18 protein-coding genes and 2 tRNA genes are annotated in these 23,105 nt (G+C 40.8%); 11 read left to right on the top strand and 9 right to left on the bottom strand.

From position 1 onward, the window contains the following. Positions 1-54: 54 nt before the first annotated feature. Both B879_RS11885 and B879_RS11880 read right to left on the bottom strand, forming a co-directional pair. Entirely contained in the window at positions 55-2,448 is a 2,394-nt protein-coding gene (locus B879_RS11885; RefSeq protein WP_009185428.1) for an ABC transporter permease, read from the bottom strand. 201 nt (positions 2,449-2,649) lie between these two features. Continuing rightward, complete coding sequence (locus tag B879_RS11880) at positions 2,650-4,374, bottom strand: FAD-dependent oxidoreductase (protein WP_009185427.1); 1,725 nt, start codon at positions 4,372-4,374, stop codon at positions 2,650-2,652. A gap of 255 nt (positions 4,375-4,629) precedes the next feature. Here B879_RS11880 and B879_RS11875 point away from each other — a divergent pair, with 255 nt between their 5' ends. Then, entirely contained in the window at positions 4,630-5,805 is a 1,176-nt protein-coding gene (locus tag B879_RS11875) for an FG-GAP-like repeat-containing protein (protein ID WP_009185426.1), read from the top strand. Between the two features lie 124 nt (positions 5,806-5,929). On the opposite strand, the gene B879_RS11870 is transcribed toward B879_RS11875, so the two are convergent. The 4 genes from B879_RS11870 to B879_RS11855 all read right to left on the bottom strand — a co-directional run bounded on the left by B879_RS11870 (position 5,930) and on the right by B879_RS11855 (position 10,907). Continuing rightward, complete coding sequence (locus tag B879_RS11870) at positions 5,930-6,541, bottom strand: Uma2 family endonuclease (protein ID WP_009185425.1); 612 nt, start codon at positions 6,539-6,541, stop codon at positions 5,930-5,932. A gap of 104 nt (positions 6,542-6,645) precedes the next feature. Beyond that, the gene (locus B879_RS11865) at positions 6,646-8,961 is read right to left on the bottom strand and encodes an ABC transporter permease (protein WP_238542129.1); all 2,316 of its coding nucleotides are present in this window, start codon (positions 8,959-8,961) and stop codon (positions 6,646-6,648) included. Positions 8,962-9,320: 359 nt separating this feature from the next. Then, positions 9,321-9,932: a Uma2 family endonuclease gene (locus B879_RS11860; RefSeq protein WP_040400596.1), complete on the bottom strand. Its 612-nt coding sequence runs from the start codon at positions 9,930-9,932 to the stop codon at positions 9,321-9,323. Positions 9,933-10,208: 276 nt separating this feature from the next. Beyond that, the gene (locus B879_RS11855) at positions 10,209-10,907 is read right to left on the bottom strand and encodes an ABC transporter ATP-binding protein (RefSeq protein WP_009185422.1); all 699 of its coding nucleotides are present in this window, start codon (positions 10,905-10,907) and stop codon (positions 10,209-10,211) included. Between the two features lie 231 nt (positions 10,908-11,138). Between B879_RS11855 and B879_RS11850 the strand changes: the two genes are divergently transcribed. Further along, a complete protein-coding gene (locus tag B879_RS11850) occupies positions 11,139-12,293 on the top strand; it encodes a hypothetical protein (protein WP_009185421.1) in 1,155 nt (384 codons plus the stop codon). A gap of 122 nt (positions 12,294-12,415) precedes the next feature. On the opposite strand, the gene B879_RS11845 is transcribed toward B879_RS11850, so the two are convergent. Further along, a complete protein-coding gene (locus tag B879_RS11845) occupies positions 12,416-13,666 on the bottom strand; it encodes an efflux RND transporter periplasmic adaptor subunit (RefSeq protein ID WP_040400594.1) in 1,251 nt (416 codons plus the stop codon). A 324-nt stretch (positions 13,667-13,990) separates the two neighbouring features. Here B879_RS11845 and B879_RS11840 point away from each other — a divergent pair, with 324 nt between their 5' ends. The 6 genes from B879_RS11840 (at position 13,991) to B879_RS11820 (ending at position 18,342) form a co-directional block, all read left to right on the top strand. Beyond that, on the top strand, positions 13,991-15,379 hold the full coding sequence (locus B879_RS11840) for a sigma-54-dependent transcriptional regulator (protein WP_009185419.1): 1,389 nt from the start codon (positions 13,991-13,993) through the stop codon (positions 15,377-15,379). Further along, complete coding sequence (locus B879_RS23210; protein ID WP_009185418.1) at positions 15,369-15,704, top strand: hypothetical protein; 336 nt, start codon at positions 15,369-15,371, stop codon at positions 15,702-15,704. Before B879_RS11840 ends, B879_RS23210 begins: the two co-directional genes overlap by 11 nt. Next, positions 15,705-16,724 carry a sensor histidine kinase gene (locus B879_RS11835; RefSeq protein ID WP_009185417.1) on the top strand — a complete coding sequence of 340 codons (1,020 nt, stop codon included), beginning with the start codon at positions 15,705-15,707 and terminating at the stop codon, positions 16,722-16,724. Positions 16,725-16,775: 51 nt separating this feature from the next. After that, entirely contained in the window at positions 16,776-17,333 is a 558-nt protein-coding gene (locus B879_RS11830) for a GNAT family N-acetyltransferase (protein ID WP_009185416.1), read from the top strand. 155 nt (positions 17,334-17,488) lie between these two features. Beyond that, positions 17,489-17,932 (top strand): GNAT family N-acetyltransferase, encoded by a 444-nt coding sequence (locus B879_RS11825; protein ID WP_009185415.1) that lies wholly within the window; start codon positions 17,489-17,491, stop codon positions 17,930-17,932. A gap of 11 nt (positions 17,933-17,943) precedes the next feature. Continuing rightward, positions 17,944-18,342, top strand: a complete 399-nt coding sequence (locus B879_RS11820) for a VOC family protein (RefSeq protein ID WP_009185414.1) — start codon at positions 17,944-17,946, stop codon at positions 18,340-18,342. Between the two features lie 111 nt (positions 18,343-18,453). Here the strand turns inward: B879_RS11820 and B879_RS11815 are convergent, their stop codons facing one another. After that, a complete protein-coding gene (locus tag B879_RS11815) occupies positions 18,454-19,404 on the bottom strand; it encodes a hypothetical protein (protein WP_009185413.1) in 951 nt (316 codons plus the stop codon). A 240-nt stretch (positions 19,405-19,644) separates the two neighbouring features. Here B879_RS11815 and B879_RS11810 point away from each other — a divergent pair. Both B879_RS11810 and B879_RS11805 read left to right on the top strand, forming a co-directional pair. After that, positions 19,645-19,718, top strand: a tRNA-Pro gene (locus B879_RS11810). 22 nt (positions 19,719-19,740) lie between these two features. After that, positions 19,741-19,822 (top strand) — tRNA-Leu (locus B879_RS11805). Between the two features lie 27 nt (positions 19,823-19,849). On the opposite strand, the gene B879_RS11800 is transcribed toward B879_RS11805, so the two are convergent. Further along, positions 19,850-20,605 (bottom strand): NUDIX hydrolase, encoded by a 756-nt coding sequence (locus B879_RS11800; RefSeq protein WP_009185412.1) that lies wholly within the window; start codon positions 20,603-20,605, stop codon positions 19,850-19,852. Positions 20,606-20,984: 379 nt separating this feature from the next. Between B879_RS11800 and B879_RS11795 the strand changes: the two genes are divergently transcribed. Next, the gene (locus B879_RS11795; RefSeq protein ID WP_009185410.1) at positions 20,985-23,090 is read left to right on the top strand and encodes a M28 family peptidase; all 2,106 of its coding nucleotides are present in this window, start codon (positions 20,985-20,987) and stop codon (positions 23,088-23,090) included. The last annotated feature ends 15 nt before the right edge of the window (positions 23,091-23,105 follow it).

Below are 23,105 nucleotides of genomic sequence, written 5' to 3'. Positions count from 1 at the left end.
ACTTGATTGTTTCTTTGCTCTTGTTTCTTGCTTCTTGCTTCTTTTCTCTCCCCATCATTCTTCCTTCAAGTTCTTTATTGGGCTCTGTACAAATACCATTGCCGTCCGATAACCAATGGTCAGCAGGGCGATTAAGCTTACCAAGCCTATTGAAAGCAAATAAACCAATGGGGAAACTGTTGATTTATAGGCAAAACCTGATAGCCATTCTTGGCTAAACCAAAGGCCAAAACCTATGGAAAGAAATGCAGAGAGGCTTAAAAGGACAAAGAAATCCGCCGAGAGCACTTTTAGCACATCTCCAGTACCGGCACCCAATACTTTTCGGATACTGATTTCCTTGCTTCTTCTTAGGGCTACATAGGAAACCAGGCCAAAGAGTCCCATACAGGCTATGAAAATGGCAATACCGGAAAATAGCTGGAAGATTCTGGAAATATTCTGCTCTGTTTGGTACATGTTGGCATATTCCTCATCGAGAAAACGATAATTAAATGGCCGATCAGGATAAACACCTTTCCAAACCTGTTCTAATTGTGCCATCGTTTCTCTAGGATTTCCTTTGGGTAATTTGGCCAATATCCACGAAGCTTCCTGTGGTTGCTTAAAAATGATCAATGGGCCTACCTGATGGTGAAGGGAACTGAAGTAAAAGTCCTGTACCACTCCTTTAACATTGGATAAAACCCCATTAAAATTAACTTTCCTGCCAATGCTTTCTTCAACCGTCCACCCCAACTCCTTGAGGGTTGCTTCATTTAAAATCACATTCAACTCCCCATTGCCCTCATAGGCTGCAGTATGGTGGACATCATTTTCTGAAAAACCAGTTCCTGCAAGCAAATTCAAATTCAGCGTTTGAACGATATCATAGTCTACCGCAAAACCGGTGATCATTAAATCCTTGTCATTATCCCCTCCTGGTGATAATGAATAACCGGACCGGATAAAAATAGGTAGGGCATTACTCAAACTCATTGATTGTGCAGTTCCGGTTCTTTCCATTTCGCTTTTGAAGGCTGGTAGTTTTTCGCCCATATTATAATGGTATTTCAAAGCGACCACATGCTCCCGCTCATATCCAAGGTTGATTTCCTGCATGTAATCCAGCTGGTTTTTGACAATAAATGTTGCCAGTAATAAACTGATGGAAACAAAAAACTGGAACACCACCAGGCTTCTTCTAAGCCAGGCACCTGAAGAAAGGTTGGTGATTTTTTTACCCAATGCTTTTAAGGGTTCCATTCCTGACAGAATCAAAGCTGGATAAAACCCTGAGAAAAAACCAATCAATAGAACCAGCAATAAGAGGATCAAAATTCCGAATGGACTGATCAACAAATCAAAAATTAAAGGAACTCCTGAAAACCCTTCAAAAAACCCTTTCAATAAAAAGAGTATAATCAAGCTGAAAACTAAGCCACTGAAAGACAAAATCATTGATTCAGAGATAAATTGTCCAAAAAGTTGCGGTCTATCTGCCCCCAATACCTTCCTAAGACCAACTTCTTTGTTTCTCTCCGTGGCCTCGGCTGTGGCTAAATTCACGTAATTGATGATACCGATAAAAATCAGAAGGATGGCGACCGATCCAAAGATGTAAAGATTCTTGATATCCATCGCAGGCTTAATTTCTTTTAACTGGCTATAGCCCAAATGAATGGATGTCAAAGGTTGGAACAACACCTTTACCTCAAAACCATAACTCCTCATTTCTTCACCAAAATATTTTTCCACCATTTGATCGAGCTTCCGGGCAAATACTTCACGATCCGCCAAAGGGGTCAGTCTGGCATAGGAATAATAGTTGGCAGGACTCCATTGTGGATTTTTACCGTGTCTCGTGGTGATGAAAGAAGCCAGCAGATCAAAATTAAGGTGGCTATTGCTTGGGAAATCAGCTACAATTCCAGTCACCAGGAAATCTGCTCCATCAATTTTGATGGTTTGTCCCACCGCCTCAAATGGTTTTTGAAAGTACCTCCCTGCAGTTGATGCGGTCAGTACCACCTGATTGGGTTCAGCAAGCAATTTCCCCTCTCCTCCAGCTAAAAGCTTTAAATCGAAAATCTCGAAAAAATTCTCATCAACAAAAGCAAAATTGTCCTCTTCCTGATTTCCTTCTCCGGCGTCCACCAAGACGGAGGAATAGGTAAAAACCAATGTTCCTACCTCCACTTCCTCTATTTCTTCCATGACAGTAGGAACGAGAGCAGAAGGTGTCATGGAAACCACCTGTTCTTCACCACCCATAGAAAATTTTTGGACAAACCTGACCACCCGATCAGCATCTTTGTACATACTGTCATAAGTAGCCTCATGATGAATGAAAAGTGCAATGGCTAAAAAGCTTACAATCGCAACAGTAAGCCCTAGGATGTTAATCCCGGCATATAGTTTCCTTTTTTTTAGGTTTCTTAAAGAAACGATAAAATAGTTTTTCCACATGGCCTTATCAATCTTTAATAGTCAATAATCGTTGGTTTAGCTTCCAAAGGGCAAATGCTTTGAATAGCCAAAGATTATATATCTATCATTGTGCCATGATGGAAAACGCTTGATAGGCTTAAAAATCGGCCATTTCAAGCATGTGGCATGGAAAATGTCGTACACTTTTGCCCGCAGACGGACAATAAAAAAAGAACAGTCTTATTTAGGCCACGCTGTCTCAACACCTTGTTCCCTGATCATTACCTGGAATGCCTTCAGGAGCTGTCGGTCTTCCCTGACCGTTTTGGGACTTACATGTTGGGACATAGCAAAGGGAATGAGCATCCCTACAGCCTCCCCTATGCTCCATTCCACCGGATGTAACCGGTAACAGCCATTAGTGATATGGGTGGTGCCTATGTTTTTATTGGCTGGAATGAGGTTTTCCATTTGTTGAGGTATTAGTGCGCCTAAAGGTATTTGGAAAGGTAGAGAAGGAAAGTCGATGTAATTGTCTCCCTTCGAACTGGGATGCAGGTCAATATGGTAATACCCAATACCCACACTGTCAAAAAATTCAGCCGCTTTTAGGGCATCGCCTGAAAGACCGGAAACCTGTGCGCGCTGCTCTTTCCCCACATGTTCCTCCAAAACAGTAAATAAAGCCTTAATTCTCCTTGATTCCCTCACATAAGGATATTTGGCCATTCCATCCTCAGTACCCATCACATCATTTCTGAGGCGAAGTCCTTTCCAGCCTTTTCCTCCATCCGGTCTAGGGGCTTCTGTCTGTAACCAATACAACAATGACAAACTTAATTGCTTTCCTCCATAGAAATGCTTTTGGAATTCATCTTGACTGACATCCACAATATTGCCTGGGATATAGTCATTTTGTGGCCAGTTGACCAAAGTAATATCTCCTTTATAAAAACCGGTTTTGAAATTCTCCTTATCCAAAATCCTTCTATAAAGCCATAGATTCAACATGTCTCCTGTTGGTAAACCTTCCGGATGAAAACCCAGATTTTTGGGTTCCAATGTCTGGGGATTGGAGTAATGTAGCCCAAGCATAGGGCCAGGCCAAGGCTGTCTAAGGTCCGGCACATAACTTTTCCAAAAATCATATTGTTCAGGCTTGTCAATGGTCCAATCTTCTCCTTTGACATAATCCATGGCATAACAAACCGTAAAGGATTGGTTGTTTTCAGGGTCCCCTATTTCCGGCGCATGTAATTCCCCTGTCTGTGCTTTTGACTCCGTGCCTGTGACATAAGCTGTTTGGGTCAATGGCAATAAATCCCCTAATTCAGTGGCATCCACGAAATAGGGCGCAATAAGTTGGATTTCTGTGCCCGATTGCAAGGACTCTGCATTCAGGGACTGTACTTTATTTCCTTTTACTTCAGCTGATTTAATTTTATGATTGGTCAATAAAACCAATTTCCTTGCACTTTCATAAGGGGCTAAAAAAGCATGCAGAACAGCCAAAGCCACTTTGGGTTCATGGCAGAGACGGGAAACAGCACCATTACCAGGATTTAAAAATTCATTTGAGGATGCCTCAGGGGTCATTGGATAATTGTTCCTGTAATAGTTTCTTACACCCGTCCGGAAAGCCCTGTAAGATTCCGGTGCCCCATGGTTTTCAATCCATGGATGTTCGTCCGGTGGGACTCCCTGTTGGGTAATTTGTCCTCCTATCCAGTCCGTTTCTTCTGTCATGACTACAGAACAACCGTTTCTCAAAGCAGCCAGAGCGGCTGCGACCCCTCCCAATCCACCGCCAGCTATGATGATATCAGCCCGGTAAACCTTTCTATTTTCAGAAATATGGAGCTCACCTAAAGCATAATTCTCAGCTGCTTTTATTGTTTGAAATGGTTGCAGGGCTAGGGCTCCTGAACCCAATGACAGACCTGTCAGAAAGTTTCTTCTTTTCATAACTAAGATTTGGAAAAAGTTAAAAATATAAAAAATTATGTATCAACCGGTTCTTAAATAAATTTTTTAAAAATGCACAGAGAATACCAAGAATGGAGATATTAAGGTTTTTATTTTTATTTTTTGTCATAGAGAAATTTGCTTATCCCAAATAGCCTACAAGGTAAGGCTAAACGTACCTGTTTGTGCGCCTCTGTGATCTTTGTGTCTCTATGGGGAATAGATTATATTTACCTATAACCCAAATTCCAGCAGATGAACTATTTATTGATTTTATGGCCTTTTCTTTTCACCTGGCATTCCCTTGAACCTCAATTTGAAATCCAGGAAATTGATAACAATGTGGCCATAGGATATGGAATTGTCATAGGAGATGTGGACGGAGACGGCAAACCCGATATTCTTTTGGCAGATAAAAAGGAATTTGTTTGGTACCGCAACGGAGACTGGAAACGCTTTGTCATGATAGAAAACCTGACAGAATACGACAATGTCTGTATCGCAGCAAGAGATATCAATGGGGATGGAAAGGTAGAAATCGTAGTGGGGGCACAATGGAATCCCGGAGAAACTTCAGATAAAGAAAAATCAGGCTCGGTACATTATTTAGTCCGGCCTGAAGATCCTACCAAAAAGTGGAAAGCTGTTGAATTATACCATGAACCTACCGTTCACCGCATGCGCTGGGCAAAAACATCCAATGGTGAATACCATCTCATCATGGTTCCGCTACATGGAATTGGAAACAAAGGGGGTGAAGGAAATGGGGTTAACATCATTGCTTACAAACCGCCCAAAGACTGGACCGGTAAATGGAACCATCAGATTGTTCCTACAGAAATGCATGTGACCCATAATCTCGAAATAGTTGATTTTGGGAAGGGCGAAGGTGAATCCGTACTGATCGGTGGAAAAGAAGGAATCAAAGTTTTTACTTTCCAAAATAACCAATGGCAATCAAGTTCTAAAGGAGAATGGCTGGTCAAAGACCAAAGTTTTGGAGAACTTAGAATGGGACAGCTAACACCTGGAAGGTGGATGTTGGGAGGTATTGAGCCCATTCATGGAAATATGGTAACGGCTTATCTTTCCTCAAATAGCAAATTTAAAAAGGAACACCTATCCAGGTTGGTATTAGACGATAAGATCAAAGAAGGACATGGAATACTCATCGCTGATTTTTTGAATCAGGGCAGGTCACAATTAGTAATTGGTTGGCGTGCAAAAAATGATTCCGGAGAAATGGGAATCAAAATGTACTATTCAGAAAACAACAACTTTACCCAAACCAAGGAATACTGGATTGATAAAAACGGCATGTCCTGTGAGGATCTACAAATGGCAGATTTGGACGGTGATGGCAAATTGGATATGATAGCTTCAGGAAGGTCCACCAATAACCTGAGGATATATTGGAACAGGTCCAATTGAACCGGATAAATTCTTCTGAAACCAACACCTGGTCTACGGTAAAGAATGGATTACCTACACCCAGAGGGGTTACCTCAAGTATTGGGAATAATCCCTAAAAATTTCCATCCTCTTTGGGGGTATTTTATTTTATCTCAGCAAAGAACTCCTCCAAATCCAACTCAAATCCCTCGATAACCGAGGACTTGGCAGTATCACCGATGGTCATTATCCTGGTAGATTGGTACTTGCCCCGAATCAAGGTATAGATCAATACAATCTGTCCTTCGGGGTCTACCAGCCAATATTCCTTAACCCCGGATTCTTCATAGACCTCGTATTTGTGCTGGAGTTCAACCTGCTTGTTGCCAGGGGAAAGGACTTCCACCACCAAGTCCGGCGCACCGATACAACCTCTATCATCCAGCTTATCCATATCGCAAACAACACAGATGTCAGGCTGGACAACAGTGGGGATTTTATCATCTTTCTTTGAATTGACCGGAAGCCTGACATCAAAAGGGGCAATATAAGCCTGGCATTTTTTGCCTTTCAAAAACAAATTCATTTCAGTATGTAAATTACCTGTCAACCATTGATGGATTCTTTTGGGAGCTGCTGCAGCCTTTTTAAAGACTTTCCCTTTGATAAGCTCCACCATCTCCTCCATATCCCAGGTCAGGTAATCGGCATAAGTATAATTACCATAACTCAGATCAGGCTCTTTGACCAAATTTTTGCTTTCGTCTTTTCCCATATCTGAATTTAAATAATTTTAAGATAATAAGAAAAGGTAAAAAAAGGAGGTTATTTATACCATCAAACCTCCCTTGGCTCCGTCTATTTTATCCAAGAGGAAAATTACTCACTTTTTAATGTCGTAGAAGGATTCACCTGGGCTGCTTTTAAGGCCTGCAGACTAACCGTTACATAAGCAATCGTGAAAATCACCCCAATGGCCATTGGAATAAACCACCACTCGAAATCAATCCTGTAGGCATATCCGTCCAACCAATCCTGTATCAACCAATAGGCAAGGGCTGAACCTATCATAACAGAAATGGAAACAATCATGATAAATTCTTTATTGATCACATGAAGAATGGATAAGGTACTTGCCCCCAGAACCTTTCGGATGCCGATCTCTTTGGTTTTTTGTTCTGCTATATGGGCGGAGAGTCCAAAAAGACCCAAACAGGAAATCAGAATGGTCAGGATGCTGAAATACTTGGCCAATTCCCGGGTGCGTATATCTTCTACATACATACTGGCATAACTGTCATCCATAAAGCTAAATTGAAAAGGGAACAAGGGCTCAAAAGCTTCCACTGTTTTTTTGATCTCTTCCAATGTCTCCTTCATGTGCTCCGGAGAAACTTTAATGTATGCTTTTGAAGCAAAGGTAGGGTCGAGGAAAATAATAGCAGGTTCCATTCCCTGATGGAAACTCTGGAAATGAAAATCTTCCACTACACCAAGAATCTGTAACTCATCGTCCCAAGTCAAACTGACAGGATCGGAATGATCTTGTGAAATGAGCTCAAAGGCCCTTTTATTGATGATGACTTTTGACAAGGAATCGGAAGCCCGATCTATTGAATAATTCTCTCCTTTGATCAATTGTAATCCCATGGTCTCAATGAAATCATAATCTACCCTTATGATTTCAAACAATGCTGTGAAATCTGGGTCTTTGCCCTCCCAAGAAACGCTACCTGTATTGGACATCCTTCCCAAAAATGAATGTGTGGAACGGGTCACTTCCTGAACATCTGGAAGCTGCTTCAATTCCTCCTTGAAAACATCAAAGTTGTCAAACAACCTTCCCTCCAGCTGCACCTGCACCAATTGGTCCTTATTGTAGCCCAAATCCTTATTCAGCGCAAAATTGATTTGCTTAAAAACCACGATAGTGGCCAAAATCAACATGGTGGCCAAGATGAACTGAAAAAGCACAAGACCTTTTCTAGCGGCAACTACTCCCCCTCCGGACTTAGTGAAATTTCTGAAAACCGCCACCACCTTGGTCGCAGATAAATAAAATGCAGGATAGCTTCCCGCTACAAAGCCGGTAATAAGCAGTACCATAAAAAACTGAATCCAAAACAGTACACTGGCGTAAGGGATGACCATTGACTTACCGGTAAGGTTATTGAAGATAGGTAAGGTCAGTTCCACTAGCAATAAGGCCATTGCCCCAGCAACCATTGAAATTAAAATGGATTCTGTCAAAAACTGATAGACCAATTGATTTTTCTCTGCCCCTACCACTTTTCTGACCCCAACTTCCTTAGATCGCTTTTGGGACTTTGCAGTGGAGAGGTTCATAAAATTGATACATGCAATCAATAAAACAAATAGCCCGATAATGGAGAATAACCTCACATATTCGATTCTACCTCCTTGCTGTAATCCGTCCTTAAAACTTCCGTAGAGGTAAAGGTCCTTTTGGGGATAAGCGAAGAGCTGTACATTGCTGCCCTCATTTCTTTGTGCGATAAAATCTCCTATCTTATCAGAAAAAGCATTTCCATCTGAACCTTGATGCAGTTTTAGAATGGTACTTGGCCCATTGTTTCCCCAATGCTTTAGCCATGCATTATATGGTTTGTCAAACCAGAATTGAGCAGCAATGATGAATTCAAACATGCTGCTTACTTCTTGCGGATTGCGCTCAACTACCCCTGTTACTAAAAATGATGCTTCTCCATCAGTTTCCTTAAGTGTAACAGTTTCCCCAATGACATCTGTCTTCCCAAAAAGTTTAATAGCCGCCTCGTCTGTCAATACTATATGATTGGGATCTATTAAAGCCAAGTCTCTGCTTCCATGCAATAAATTGTACTGCATGATGTGAAGGTAATCAGGTTCAGCATAAAAACCGGATAAGTTAAGTCTGGTGTCTCCTACTACAAATAGCTGGGTCTCATTCCAAGAATAGCAAGCCGAACGCTCCACTTCAGGAAACTCTTCTTTCAAGGCAGCGGCCAAAACACCTGGTGTGGAATTGGTGGTGAAAATATCAGCCCCATAGCGCTGGTGTTCCATAATCCGATATACCTGATCAATCTCAGAAAATGAATGGTTCATTCCAAGTTCGCTCTTAACCCACAAGCCGATGGAAATGGTGGCCCATAAACCCAAAGCCAGTCCAAATAAATTGATAAAAAAGGTCAACTTATGTTTGGCAAAGCCCCGAAACGCGATTTTGAAGTAGTTTTTTCAACATATTTTTTAAGAGTTCTTACGCGGTACAATAAATGGAATCAGCTATCCTTCCTAGTACTTTTTAAATTATCAATACCACATCCATGCCATAGCAAATACCCCTAATTCTTAAAAAAAGAAACTTTAAAAAAAATCTGTAGCTATTTTTCGGACAATAACGTCCGTGTACGGTCGAATTAAAATCAAGTATTAAATACTAACCAATAGAAGAAACTAAGTGATTTCTACCGTATGGATTTAAAAGTACATGCCCATTTTTGTTGGCATGGCATTGTGATCTTTTTCCGTACTCGACAATAAAAACTCCTTCAATTCATCTCAGAAAAATAATCGGTCAAGTCCAACGCAAAACCCTTGATCACAGCAGATTTGGCAATGTCACCTAAAGTCATCAGCCGGGAGGATTGGTATTTTCCTTGGACAAGGGTGTAGATCAACAGCGTCTGGCTCTCAGGGTCCACGAGCCAGTATTCTTTGATCCCAGATTCTTCATACACTTCATATTTGTGTTGGAGTTCCAGTTGCTTGTTACCGGGTGAAAGGACCTCCACCACCAGGTCCGGTGCGCCTACACAGCCCCTTTCATCCAGCTTTTCCAAGTCACATACCACACAGATATCGGGCTGAACTACCGTGAAGATTTTATCGTCTTTTTTGGAATTGACGGGCAGTCTGACGTCAAAAGGAGCAATATAAGCCTGGCACTTTTTGCCTTTCAAAAAAATATTCATTTCAGTATACAAATTTCCCGCCAGCCATTGGTGAACTCTTCGGGGAGCAGCTGCAGCTTTTTTAAAGACCTTGCCTTTGATTAGCTCCACCATTTCCTCGATATCCCAGGTTAAATAATCTGCATAAGAATAGTTACCATAACTCATGTCAGGTTCATTGACCATGGATTTGTTGTCTTCCTTTTCCATTTTACAATATAATCAATTTGGGTACTTAAAGAAAGGGGTTCAAATGAGATAATACTGAGCACTAAAGGGCTGAGGAAAGATTGCTTCAATGGCGTGAAAAATTAACTAGTATCCTAGCAAAAGATGATAAGGGAATAATCTCTATATGACTCTATCGTTTTCATTATTGCCTTGTTTTCCTTTTTTGTTCATAGAGTAAATAGGTTTCATCTTTCTTGTTTCTTGTATCTAGCGTCTAATATCCTACCCATAGGTAGGCAAGCTCGCTTCTCGCTTCTAAATATGAAACTGCTCCCTGATATTCTCTGTCACTACTTTGCCGTCAAATAGGTTAATGATCCTATGTGCATAATTGGCGTCATGGGGTGAGTGGGTCACCATCACAATAGTGGTTCCTTCATTATTCAGTTCTTCCAACAGTCGCATTACCTCTTCCCCATTAGCAGAATCCAGGTTTCCAGTAGGCTCATCCGCCAAAATCACCGAAGGCTTCGCCACGATGGCACGGGCGATAGCCACCCTTTGCTGCTGACCTCCGGAAAGTTGCTGAGGAAAATGGTCCCTTCTGTGCATGATATTCATTCGGGTTAGCACCTCTTCTACCCTCCTTTTCCTTTCATCCGCAGGGGTTTTCAAATACAGCAATGGCAATTCCACATTTTCAAAAACTGTCAGTTCATCGATCAGATTGAAACTCTGAAAGACAAAACCAATATTGCCTTTTCTCAATTGGGAGCGCTGCCTTTCTGAATATTTGGCCACTTCCTGCTCCAGAAAATAATATTGACCTGCTTCAGGGTTGTCCAAAAGGCCGATGATATTCAATAGTGTGGATTTACCACATCCTGAAGGTCCCATGATGGCTACAAATTCCCCCTTTTTGATTTCGATATTGATATCGTCCAATGCGGTGGTCTCCACTTCCTCTGTGGTGTATAGCTTTTTAAGGTTGACGGTTTTGATGATATTTTCCATAGGTTTATGATATGTTGTCAAAATGCACAATTGAACTGCTGATGATTAAGGCCAAACCTATGCCACAAAAGAAATGGCCTTAAATCGACCATTGAGGGCTTTTTTGATATTATGATGGCAAATTTCCGAACATATTTGTTCGCACACGGACAAATACAATACAACTTACCCCTAAATTTGCTTTTTTTCTAAGCCTTTCGTTAATTGCCTTACTTAAAAAATAGTTAACCTATGAAAAGATTATTAATTTATCTGAAAAGCTTGATTATCATTTCGTGTGGGGGTGAAAATACCATCACAAATGAGGTATTGAACAGCTATGAGCTGATAAAAGTGGATGCCTTTGAAATTGAGAATTTCACTATGGTGCATTTAGTAGATTTCAGCAATGAAGAAGGGATATTTTTAGGGTTTTCCGAAGTACAAAATGAGGTTTTGGAAATATCACCTGAGGGAGAAATCCTAAAAAGAGTTAACAGAACTGGTGATGGACCCAATAACTATGGCACTTGGAATCCCATAGGCTTGAGCTTTGGTCCAGATGGAAAACGCGTTTTTCAGTTTCCTTTTAGGCTTATCACCTATAGTACTGACTATGAAATTGTTGATGACTTCAGGGTACCCTCTCCCCTTCCCATCCGAACCTATAGGCCTATTGGAAAAACTGCCTATTTTAAGGAAAATGGAAATACCCGGTATCTGGTTGGGCCAAGTGCATTCCTCTCGGCGCATCATCTGATTTTTACAGAAGAAGGAAGGGACACTTTGCAAAACTTCACTTTGTTGAAAACTGAGTCCGGAGAAACAAAAACTGTTCTTCCCTATGAGGAGGATTCCTACTACAAAAAGACAGATCAAATTTATTATAATCTCATGGCCAAAAGCTACTTTATTGAGGGAAATGAATTGTTTTTGGTGCATAACTTGGATGATGCCATCCATGTCTATGATTTAAAAGATGATTTTAAGCTACTCCGTAAAATACCTATTTACCACAGCCAATTTGAAAAAGCGAGCCCCTTACCCATTGGAATCGCCCCGGATGATCCAAGAGTGAAAAATCTGGCCAATTTACCAGGAAGAAACAGACAATTACTGAATCTTGGAGACAATACATGGATACTGACCTATTATAAGGGCGTAAGCCAAGCGGTTTTTGAGGCAAGGAATTCAGAAGAAAAGCCATTCTCAATATTGGATCAAGAGGACAAGTTAAGTTTGGTGGTCTTTGAAAATGGAAAGCAATTGGAAGGTGAATTGGCTTTGCCTGATGGGACGATTTTATTTGCTCTTCCGGATAAAAAAATCCTGATAAAAGAAAAATCCAATGAAGAAGTGGAAGAAGAAGTGACCAGATACAGTATCTATCAATTGGTGAAAAATTAATTCTTTTTTTTGATTTTATTTGATTTAGTAAACCTGCCAGGTTTCATGGTCAACAAGGCTTTAAAATACCCATTAAGCCGAAAGAGACCTGGCAGGTTTAAGGATCCAATATTTGGATCCCCTTATTTAAGGTTCAAGACTTCATTCTTTCCGAAGTTCTCATAGCCGCTTACAATCACTTTATCTCCTGGCTGCAAGCCTTCAATGACTTCATAAAATTCAGGATTTTTCCTTCCCAAACGGATATTTCTCCGCTCAGCTCTTCCAGATGACTGATTGACCACAAAAACCCAATTCCCTCCTGTATCTTTATAAAAACCTCCAGTGGGAAGAAGCACCGCTTGTTGACTTTCTCCCAATTCCAGTCTGATCCTGACCGTTTGCCCCCTTCTTATTCCTGAAGGTACCTCATCTGTAAAAGCCATATCCACTTCAAATCTACCGGCAGTCACATTGGGGTAAATTTTGAATATCTCTACCTCGTAATTGCCTCCTGAAAAATTAAAGGTGCCTTTCAAGCCTGTGTAAACCCTGGGAAGATACAACTCATCTATCTGTACCCTAACCTTGAATTTATCCAGAATGTCTATCTGCCCGAATCTTTGTCCCGGGGTAATGGACTGCCCTACTTCAATCTGCTCGGTGGACAATTGCCCGGTAATGGGTGCTCTTAGTGCCAAATTATCCAAAATATGGCCCACACCGTCCAAAGACTGGTTCATCCTTCTTTCAGAATCCTCCAGCTGCTTTTTTTGCACTGCCCGGGACATGGAATCATTTCTATAGGCCTCATAGGTAAGTCTTCTTCGCTTTACATTGTAATCGTACTGTTCTTTGACTTCCTCAAACTCCCTATCTGAAACCAGTTTTTTGGTATGCAGTTCCCTGAACCTTTCATATTGGGGTTTCAGCAAACTGATCTGATAATCGATTTCTGCCAGTTGCGCCTGTTGGCTAAGGTCATTCTGGTCCAATTGTAGCCTTACCTGTCTCAGGTTATTGAGTTGAAAGTATAAGCCCGACTCCCTTTCCATGACCTCCAATTGCAGCTTGGAATTGGAAAGTAAAAGGATGGTATCTCCCTTGTTGACAAAGGCTCCGGACTCCCTTACAATCTGCTGTATATTTCCACCTTCCAGCGCATCCAAATAGAAAACTTCACCAGGTTCAATGGTACCACTTACAGGGATATAATCTGTAAACTCCCCTTCCCTTACGGTGGCTATGGTAATGCGCTCCATATTTACATTCATAGAAGCCCTGGAATCAGAAAATGCCAATTGATAAACAACAAAACCAATAAGAAGCACAGCTCCCGCTATCATGGCTATGCGCTTAGGTGTCCAAGTCTTTTTTTCGATTTTTCTATCCATTATCGGTGTAATTCAATTTTTCGCTGATTTCTTTTGTGCCAAATACATGCCACCTCCAAAAAGGCTGAAATCAGTCAATTTTCCCAAAATACTGTCTTTTCTGAAAAGAATTTCGAACAAAATCGTCCGCCAGCGAACAAAGCTGTGCAACTTTAGCCAATCAAATCCCATCATTAATCAACAAATGAAAGCTTTGAAATTGCCTTTTTGATAGGCAATTGATGGTTTTTGGAAATCAGATACAGATTATTACAAATCGGTACAAGTTTTGGGACACTATTCAGTACAGCATGTGATATCTGAGGTAAATTACTTACACCATTTATGAAAGAACAAAAGACAGGTAAAATCCTAATTGTAGATGACAATGAAGATTTGTTAAAGGCGGCCAAAATATTTTTAAAGCGGCATTTTGCACAAGTGGACACAGAGAGTAATCCTGGACTTTTGCCCATCTTGATGGTCAATGAGCAATATGATGTGATCATGCTGGACATGAACTTCACCAAAGATGTCAGTAGTGGCCAGGAAGGTTTTTATTGGTTGGACAGGATTTTGGAATTAGACTCATCTGCTGTGGTAGTTTTGATTACGGCCTATGGAGATGTCAATACCGCTGTAAAAGCCATCAAAGAGGGCGCTACCGATTTTGTGCTCAAACCTTGGGAGAACGAAAAGCTTTTGGCAACCCTCAACGCTGCCCTGCAATTGAGGCAATCCAAAATGGAGGTGAACCAACTGAAAAACCAACAGCAACAATTTTTTGAAGACATGGATAGCAAATTCAAAGACATCATTGGTCAAAGCCCCGCCATGATCAAGGTCTTTGAAACAATAGAAAGGGTGGCCGCTACTGATGCCAATGTCTTAATTCTTGGCGAAAACGGAACCGGAAAAGAATTGATTGCCCGGGCCATTCATAGAAATTCCAAAAGACATAGAGAAGCTTTTGTAGGGGTTGATTTAGGCTCCATCACGTCTACCTTATTTGAAAGTGAATTGTTTGGCCACAAAAAAGGGTCCTTTACCGATGCCAAAGAAGACCGGGCTGGGAGGTTTGAACAGGCACACAAAGGGACACTTTTTTTGGACGAAATTGGCAATCTCCCCCTTGCACTTCAATCTAAACTTCTTGCTGCCCTCCAAAACCGTGAAATAACAAGAGTGGGTGGCAACAAGGCGATACCTGTCAATATCCGGTTGATATCCGCTACCAATATGCCGGTACATAACATGGTATATGAAAACAAATTCCGACAGGATTTACTCTACAGGATTAACACCATAGAAATGACTTTACCTCCTTTGAGGGAAAGGTTGGAAGACATCCCCCTATTGGCCAACCATTTTATTGACCTCTATTCCAAAAAGTACAACAAAGATATCAGGAAAGCCGGTGAAGCGTTGATCAAAAGGATGCAAAAATACCATTGGCCTGGTAACATCCGGGAATTACAGCACAGCATTGAAAGGGCAGTCATCATGACCACACACAGTGTGCTTCAGCCCGAGGACCTTTTTACCCAAAAGCACCTGATGCCTGAAAAGCAGGAAGAAATGGTCTCCTTGGATCATTTGAACATTGAAGACGTCGAAAAAATCCTGATTCGTAAAGCCCTTCAAAAGCACAATGGACATATAACCCGTGCTGCTGAAGAACTGGGCTTGACCAGGTCATCCTTGTACAGAAGACTGGAAAGATATGGGCTTTAAATCTTTTGCCCTAGGGGTATTAATAAGGGTTATCCTTATTGCACTTGTTGCCATTTTTGGTGCCTATTTATATTTACAGCATGAATCCGTCCTGCAAGGAGTTTTATTCCTTTGGGTATTGGTTTTACTTTCTTTTAATCTGATCTCTTACGTCACTGTCACCAATAGAAAAATAAGCCGGTTTTTGGAATCCATCCGGTATTCGGATTTCTCTTCTTCTTTTACTCAAGACAGCAATTTGGGATCATCATTTAAAGAAATGAATATGTCTTTCAATGAGGTGATCGATGCCTTCAAAAAAACCAGAGCCCAAAAAGAAGAGTAGATGCTTTTTCTTCAGATCATGATCCAGCACATCAATACCGGAATTATTTCTTTTGACAGTGAAGGCAAAATCGGTGTAATCAATGGAGCCGCCAAGCAATTGCTTCAAATTCCCCAATTTAAGGACATCCATGACCTGGGGAAATTATCCAAAGATTTACTCAGGGAGGTATTGAACCTTAAACCGGGAGGGTCTTTTTCCATGAGGATCAATTCGGATCTTCATTTGAATGTTCAGTCGGCTTCCTTTAAAATGGAAGGCCAAAACTGGACCTTACTGTCATTCCAGAACATCAAGTCAGAATTACAAAAGAACGAATTAGAAGCCTGGCAAAACCTGACCAAAGTACTGAGGCATGAAATCATGAATTCCATGACCCCCATTGCAAGTTTGGCCAGCTCCCTGGGTATTATTTTGGAAGAAGATGTCAAAGAGAATGAGCGGGGGGAATTGGCATTGGACAAGGAAAGCTTTATGGACCTTTCTGAAGGCTTGGAAACCATCTTCAAAAGGAGCAATGGCTTAGTGGATTTTGTGAATGCCTACAGGGATTATACCAATATTCCCCAGCCTGAACTGAAAGTATTTCCAGTCAAACCTTTATTTGAAAACATTAGGGTGCTGTTGAAAGAAGACCTTTCCAAATCAGACATACAATTGATTTGCGAGCTTTCTCCTTCTGATTTAGAGATTATTGGTGATCAGGATCTGATCCAAATGATCCTTATCAATTTGATAAAAAATGGTAAAGAGGCAATGGAAAAATCTACCAATCGTACAATCCTGCTCAAAGCAGGGGTGGACAGCCATTCCAGGCCATTTATTCAGGTAATTGACCATGGTGAAGGTATTGTTCCTGAGGCTTTGGAAAAAATATTTGTACCTTTTTATACCACCAAAAAATCCGGATCGGGTATCGGATTGGCCATTTCCAGGCAAATCATGAACCTCCATAAAGGCAATCTGGAAGTATCCTCCATTCCGGGAGAGCAAACTGTTTTTACTTTGGTATTTAAATAAGTTTTACCGATTATTTTCCTACCTTTTCTCTAACAATCAATCCTAATTCAAATGGAATCTTTGTCATTTCAAACCGCAAGCACTATTGATGACCTCAATGGAATTCTAAAGCTTCAAGATGAAAACCACCTTCAAACCATCTCATCATTGGAAGATGGATTTGTAACGGTAAGGCATGATATGGATGTGTTGAAAAAAATGAATGATTTTGCTCCCCATGTGATTGCCAAATCGGGAGAAAGGGTGGTAGCCTATGCCTTGGCTATGACGCCTCAGACCAAAGAAGATGTGCCTGTATTGATCCCCATGTTTGAACAATTTGATCATTTGACATATCAAAGCAAGCAGTTATCCTTGTGGAATTATCTGGTTGTAGGGCAGGTTTGTGTGAGTAAATATTTTAGGGGTCAGGGAATTTTTGACCGGTTGTACCAATTTTATAGATCCACATTCGAGAAGAAATTTGACTTTGCCATCACAGAAATAGCCTCCAATAACCCCAGATCCATCAGGGCACACCAAAGAGTAGGTTTCGAAGAAATCCATCGCTTCACAGATTCCTTGCCAGTGGATTGGAGTATAGTCATCTGGAATTGGAATAAGGCTTAAAAGGTTTTAATTGAACCAAATGGAAAAAATCCATGACATTGATTCCTGATTAATTAAATGATTACAACAACTCAATGAAATGAATTACCGTCTTGAGTGTATGAGACGTTGAAATTTTGAAAAAATCTTTTCCAGCATACATTTTAACAATACGCATGATTATCCAAAACAATGAACCCTCCTCTTATCCAGAATTGCTTGAAATATGGGAAGCTTCAGTCAGAGCTACCCATGATTTCCTGACAGAAGAAAAAATCCTGGAAATCCGACAAATCATTATAGAAAGTGATGTTTTTTCCCAGGTGGACCTTTATATTTTTCAAAGTGTCGAAGGCTTGAAATTGGGTTTCTTAGGATTATCTCTCGAAAAAATTGAAATGTTATTTATCCACCCTGATTTCAGGGGACTGGGTATTGGTAAGCATTTGACCCAATTTGCAATCATTCACAAGAAAATCACCAAAGTGGAAGTTAATGAACAAAACCATCAAGCTGTCAATTTTTACAAGAAAATGGGTTTCAAGGTGGTCAATAGAAAACCCTTGGACGATTTAGGCAACCCGTTCCCTATTCTACAGTTGGAGGTTGAAACTTTATAGATTGTTGAACCATGAAAATTGAACATGTGGCCATTTGGACGGAGAACTTGGAAAAATCAAGAGATTACTACGAAACTTTTTTTGGAGGCCAGTCCAATGAATTGTACCACAACCTAAGTACTGGATTCAAAGGTTACTTCCTATCTTTTGGCCATGGTGCCAGGTTAGAACTGATGCAAAGGCCCGACATTCCAAAAAACCTCAACGACAGAAAATTTGCACAACACCTTGGCATCATTCACCTGGCCTTTTCAGTACCATCTAAATTAGCGGTTGATAAAAAAGCAGAAGAATTACAAAAGGCAGGTTTTGAAATATTAAGGGGACCAAGAACAACCGGTGATGGGTATTATGAATTTGAGACCTTGGATCCTGATGATAATAGACTCGAAGTGACTTTCAGCGACTAACTTAATTTTTTTATGCTTAATCAGGTCATTCGTGGGATTTTTTGAAATACAAGGCCCATGAAGCAAGCGGATACCATGGGCCTTATATCACTACGTAAAATGTAACATTTTTCAGAATCTGAATTTCAAGCCCACTTGGGTGGATAAATGGTGATAAAAACTGGTTGAAGTAGGCATATCCATAGGCCTTTCAGGGTTGAATCCGGTTGGATTGGAAAGTAGGTTATTGGAGTTTTCCCCTAATGCCTCTACATAATTGGTTTCCAACAGACTTGTCGGCAATACGGATCTTAAATCCTGGACTTCATTCCCATCACCATCAACAAAACGAAATTTTGTAAACTCCCCTTGATTTCGGGTGATGTTTAGGTGCATGGCTTCTACTTCGGCAAACAGTCCAAGTCTGGGCTTCAGCGCATATTCCAAACCTAAGGCACCTGTGAATCCCATTCCGAAATTTCCTGATATCCTTTCCATACGCTCAAAATTAACTCCGGGCAAAGCAGGGGCATTATCAATAGCCATGGCAGAACCTTTGGCATCAATAAATGCAGCTCCTGCTACAGGAACCATAAGACCAAGCCTGGAATAGGCATCCAACATATTTGTAATAATAGGGACATAGAAACTGATGCTTGGATTGATGCGCAACTGCTCTGTAAATGCTTCTGCCTGGATCATATTCAGGTTATTGGGCAACATTACCGTCTGTACCTGAGATCTGGCACCCGAAAAATACTGTACCCCAAGATCCAAGGAAATATTGTTGGTCAAATAGTATCCCAACCGTAAATTCAAGGGGATGCCTGTCCCCAAGGTACCTCTATTATTACTCATCAGATTTGCCGGTACGGCTTGCCCTAGGAAATTACCCCCTTGATCTCCGGCGCTGACACCAAAGGCATATCCACCACTGAAAGAAACATAATATCGTTCTTGATAATCGAATGAAGGTACGGTTTGGGCACTTAAATGATTGTACGATAGACAACAAAACAAAAATAAAATACTAAATTTCACACTTATGATGGTTTTCATCATATCAAATACGCTAAAGATCATAATTAAATTATATTTGGGTTCTTCTAGACTTACGGAGTAAGGTTATTTTAGTTTTAAAAGACAGGGTTTTGTTTTGAAATAATTCAGCATAAAGGCAGCTTGAAAAAATTATTATGCTTGATTACTAATACTTTGTCGCACTTCTGCAGAAATTTAGAATTAGTTGCTATAAAGGGTTTGTTCTTTACTGCTACTATGTCTACTTTTGCGGAGGCAAAAATTTAAATCAAGTATTTTACTCGGGGTGTAGCGTAGCCAGGTATCGCGCCACATTTGGGATGTGGAGGTCGTAGGTTCGAATCCTGCCACCCCGACTTTATTTAATTAATGAAATCAGCGCACGTGGCGAAATTGGTAGACGCACTGTCTTCAGGCGGCAGCGCCTTCGAGTGTGGAAGTTCGAATCTTCTCGTGCGCACAAAAGAGGTTATGATAACCTCTTTTTTTATATAAAAAACAAGCCCCCTTCCCTTAGTACTTCCTCGTACTTTTCAGGGTCAAACTTATAGAGAAAGGGAGATTTGTGGGCAACACCCCTTTTGACCTCATTCAACTTTATTACTATTCCAGACTTCAAAATCTTCTTCTGGAAATTCCTAGGATCTATTTTTTTGTTGAGTATCGCCTCATACATTCTCATCATATCCGGCATGGTAAATTTCTCCGGCAAAAGATTGAGCCCAATAGGCTGAAAACTCAATTCCAATCGCAGAGCATGTAAGGCTTTTTCCAAAATCTCCTCATGATCAAACAATAAAGCTGGAACCTCATTCAAGTCCCACCACTCACAGGCATCAGACAAAGCATCCGGATTTGGAAAAACCTTCATATAGTCTACCAAAGCATAGTAGCCAACAGAAATGGCCCTTTCATACCATAAATCCGGGTCAATCAAATGGGCCAACATTTTCTTGATTTTCTCCCTGTCATAGCGCTCCACATTTCCAAAAGTATGGAACTGCCTTAGAAAAATTTTATCTAAGCCGGTCCTTTCCATCAAAACCCTTTCAGCTGCCTTATCAAGAGACTCAGACTGCCTCACCGTACCTCCGGCCAAACTGTAAAACTCCGTACCCTTCCATTTCAAAAGCAAAACCTTTAAGGAACTGTCATGAAAACCAAAAATCACACAGTCCAAGGTCAACTGAGGCACCAGTTGAATAACATCTGATTCCAATTCTTTTTTATTCTCTTTGAGCATAAGTAAGCAACAATAAAATCCTACGCTAGTTCTTTAGGCAAAAAACCCTAGCTGAAAATCGAATGACAATACCTATACGTCTACTGAAGAAAAAATATTTAACAAATTGATTTTTATTTTCAATATCTCACCTTCAGTACCATCATAGGACATGTGTATTTTTGACATAATAATACAATTTTTAATCAAAATCTAGACAAAACAGGCCGTATTCCTTTAAACATTTGGTCTACTCAGTTATGATTATTTACAAATTAGCCATTTGCTTTCTTGAAGCGTTACTGCACAAACCAAATATCAACCATTAAAAAATTATATGTACCATAAAACACTACTTTAAATATATTTGTGGCAATACCACATCCAACAAATAAAAACTATGAAGAAATATCTTTTACTGACATTAACTTTTGGAATCTCTTTCTTATTTCAACTTGAAGCTCAGCATATCGATGGTTTTTCCAATACTGCTGCAGGTAAGCAATTGGAAATAGAGAAAAAATTTAAAGAATCGGTAGATTTCAGTAGGTTCAAAACACATTTAAGCACCATTACTGAGCACCCACATACTGCAGGAAGCGAAGCCAATGAAAAGGTGAAAGACTACATGGTGGAAGCCATGAAAAAGGCAGGCTGGGATGTTCAAGTGTATCCCTATGATGTTTATCTGACCAAAGGTCAGGGAGAGTCATTGATTGAATTGGTTTACCCTATCCGCAAACCGCTAAACCAGCAAGAATACATTGTGGACGACAACCCATATTCCAGACACCCCGAATTAAAAAAAGGCTGGAATGCTTTCTCCGGAAGTGGTGATGTCACAGCCGAAGTGGTTTATGCCAATTATGGCACCAAAGCAGACTTTGAAAAACTGGAAGAACTGGGAATTGATATCAGTGGAAAAATAGTTTTGGCCCGTTATGGAGGTAATTTCAGGGGTTACAAAGCCAAATTTGCCGAGCAATATGGAGCAGCAGGTCTCATCATTTTTACTGATCCTGCAGATGCAGGTTATGTCAGAGGACCAGTTTACCCAGAAGGATTTTTATTCAATGACAATTCAATCCAAAGGGGTTCCCTGCTGACCGTAGACTGGACGGGAGATGCCCTAACACCATTTGAACCTGCATTACCCTTAGATGGAAAAACCAAAGTAAAGCGATTGGATCCTAAAGAGGTTAAGGGTTTACACAGCATTCCTGTTACCCCCATCTCCTATGGTTCCGCTCAGGAAATTTTAAGCAGAATGAACGGCAAACCTGTTCCAACAGGCTGGCAAGGAGGCTTACCTTTCACTTATAGATTGGAAGGAGGCAAAGATTTATTGGTAAGACTTAAAGTTGAACAGGAACAGGGTTTTGTCAGGGCAAACAATGTCGTGGGAACGCTGAAGGGGGCCACCCACCCAGACGAATGGGTAATATTGGGGTGCCATTTTGATGCTTGGTCATTTGGGTCAACAGATCCAAACTCAGGTACCGCCATGCTACTGAGTATGACCGAGACTTTAGGCAAACTTGCCCAAGAAGGCATCAAACCTGGCAGATCCATCATGATTGCCCATTGGGATGCGGAAGAACACGGGGTCATCGGTTCCACAGAATGGGTAGAACAACTGCGGGATGAACTCAACGCCAAAGCTGTAGCTTATATCAATTTGGATGCAGCAGTTGGAGGAAGAAATTTTGGCGCATCCGCATCTCCCACTTTGAAAAAAATAATCATGGATGCGGCCAAAGAAGTCATGTATCCTGATTCTTCCAAGACGGTATACGAAATCTGGGCAGGTAGCAGAGAAGAACCCTCTATTGGAAATTTGGGTGGAGGATCGGATCACATCGCCTTCTACATGCATGTGGGTGTGCCTTCCATCAACGGCGGTGCCGGAGGTCCATCCTTATATCATACCAATTATGACGACATGTACTTCTATGAGAAGTTTGCCGACCCAAGCTTTAAAATGGGCGGAACGGTTGAACAATTGGTTGGGATCATTGCACTAAGACTTGCCAATGCAGACCTGATTCCTTATCAGCTTACACGATATGCCAAAGATCTGACGATACATTTTGATAATGCAGAGCGACAGGTAAAGGGTTTTCACAAAGACTTCACCGGATTTGAAAAATCAAGAAATGCCATTGCCTCGTTACAACAAAGTGCGGATCGTTTGGAGGCAGCTATTTCCGGCATGTTGGAAAAAAGCTCGCCTGATACAAGAAAAGCCAGAGACCTCAATAAAGACCTTTTGGCCTTTGAAAAAAGCTTTATTGATCCTAAAGGCATGTATTTTGGCAATTGGTACAGATCACTTTATGCCTCCAATGATCCTTTTAGCGGGTATGCCTCTTGGGTACTTCCCGGAATTCAATATGAAATAGAAATCAAGTCCACAGATAGACTGACAGAATGGGACGAGCGTTACAGTACAGCCATTTTGGATCTGAAACAAAAAATGGATGCCTTATACGGAAAAATAAACTAAAAAAAAGGGACGTGT

Origin of the sequence: Cecembia lonarensis LW9 (assembly GCF_000298295.1) — a bacterium.
Taxonomy (GTDB): domain Bacteria; phylum Bacteroidota; class Bacteroidia; order Cytophagales; family Cyclobacteriaceae; genus Cecembia; species Cecembia lonarensis.
The sequence above is the reverse complement of the archived record's forward strand: the minus strand, read 5'-3'. Positions and strand labels throughout refer to the sequence as shown.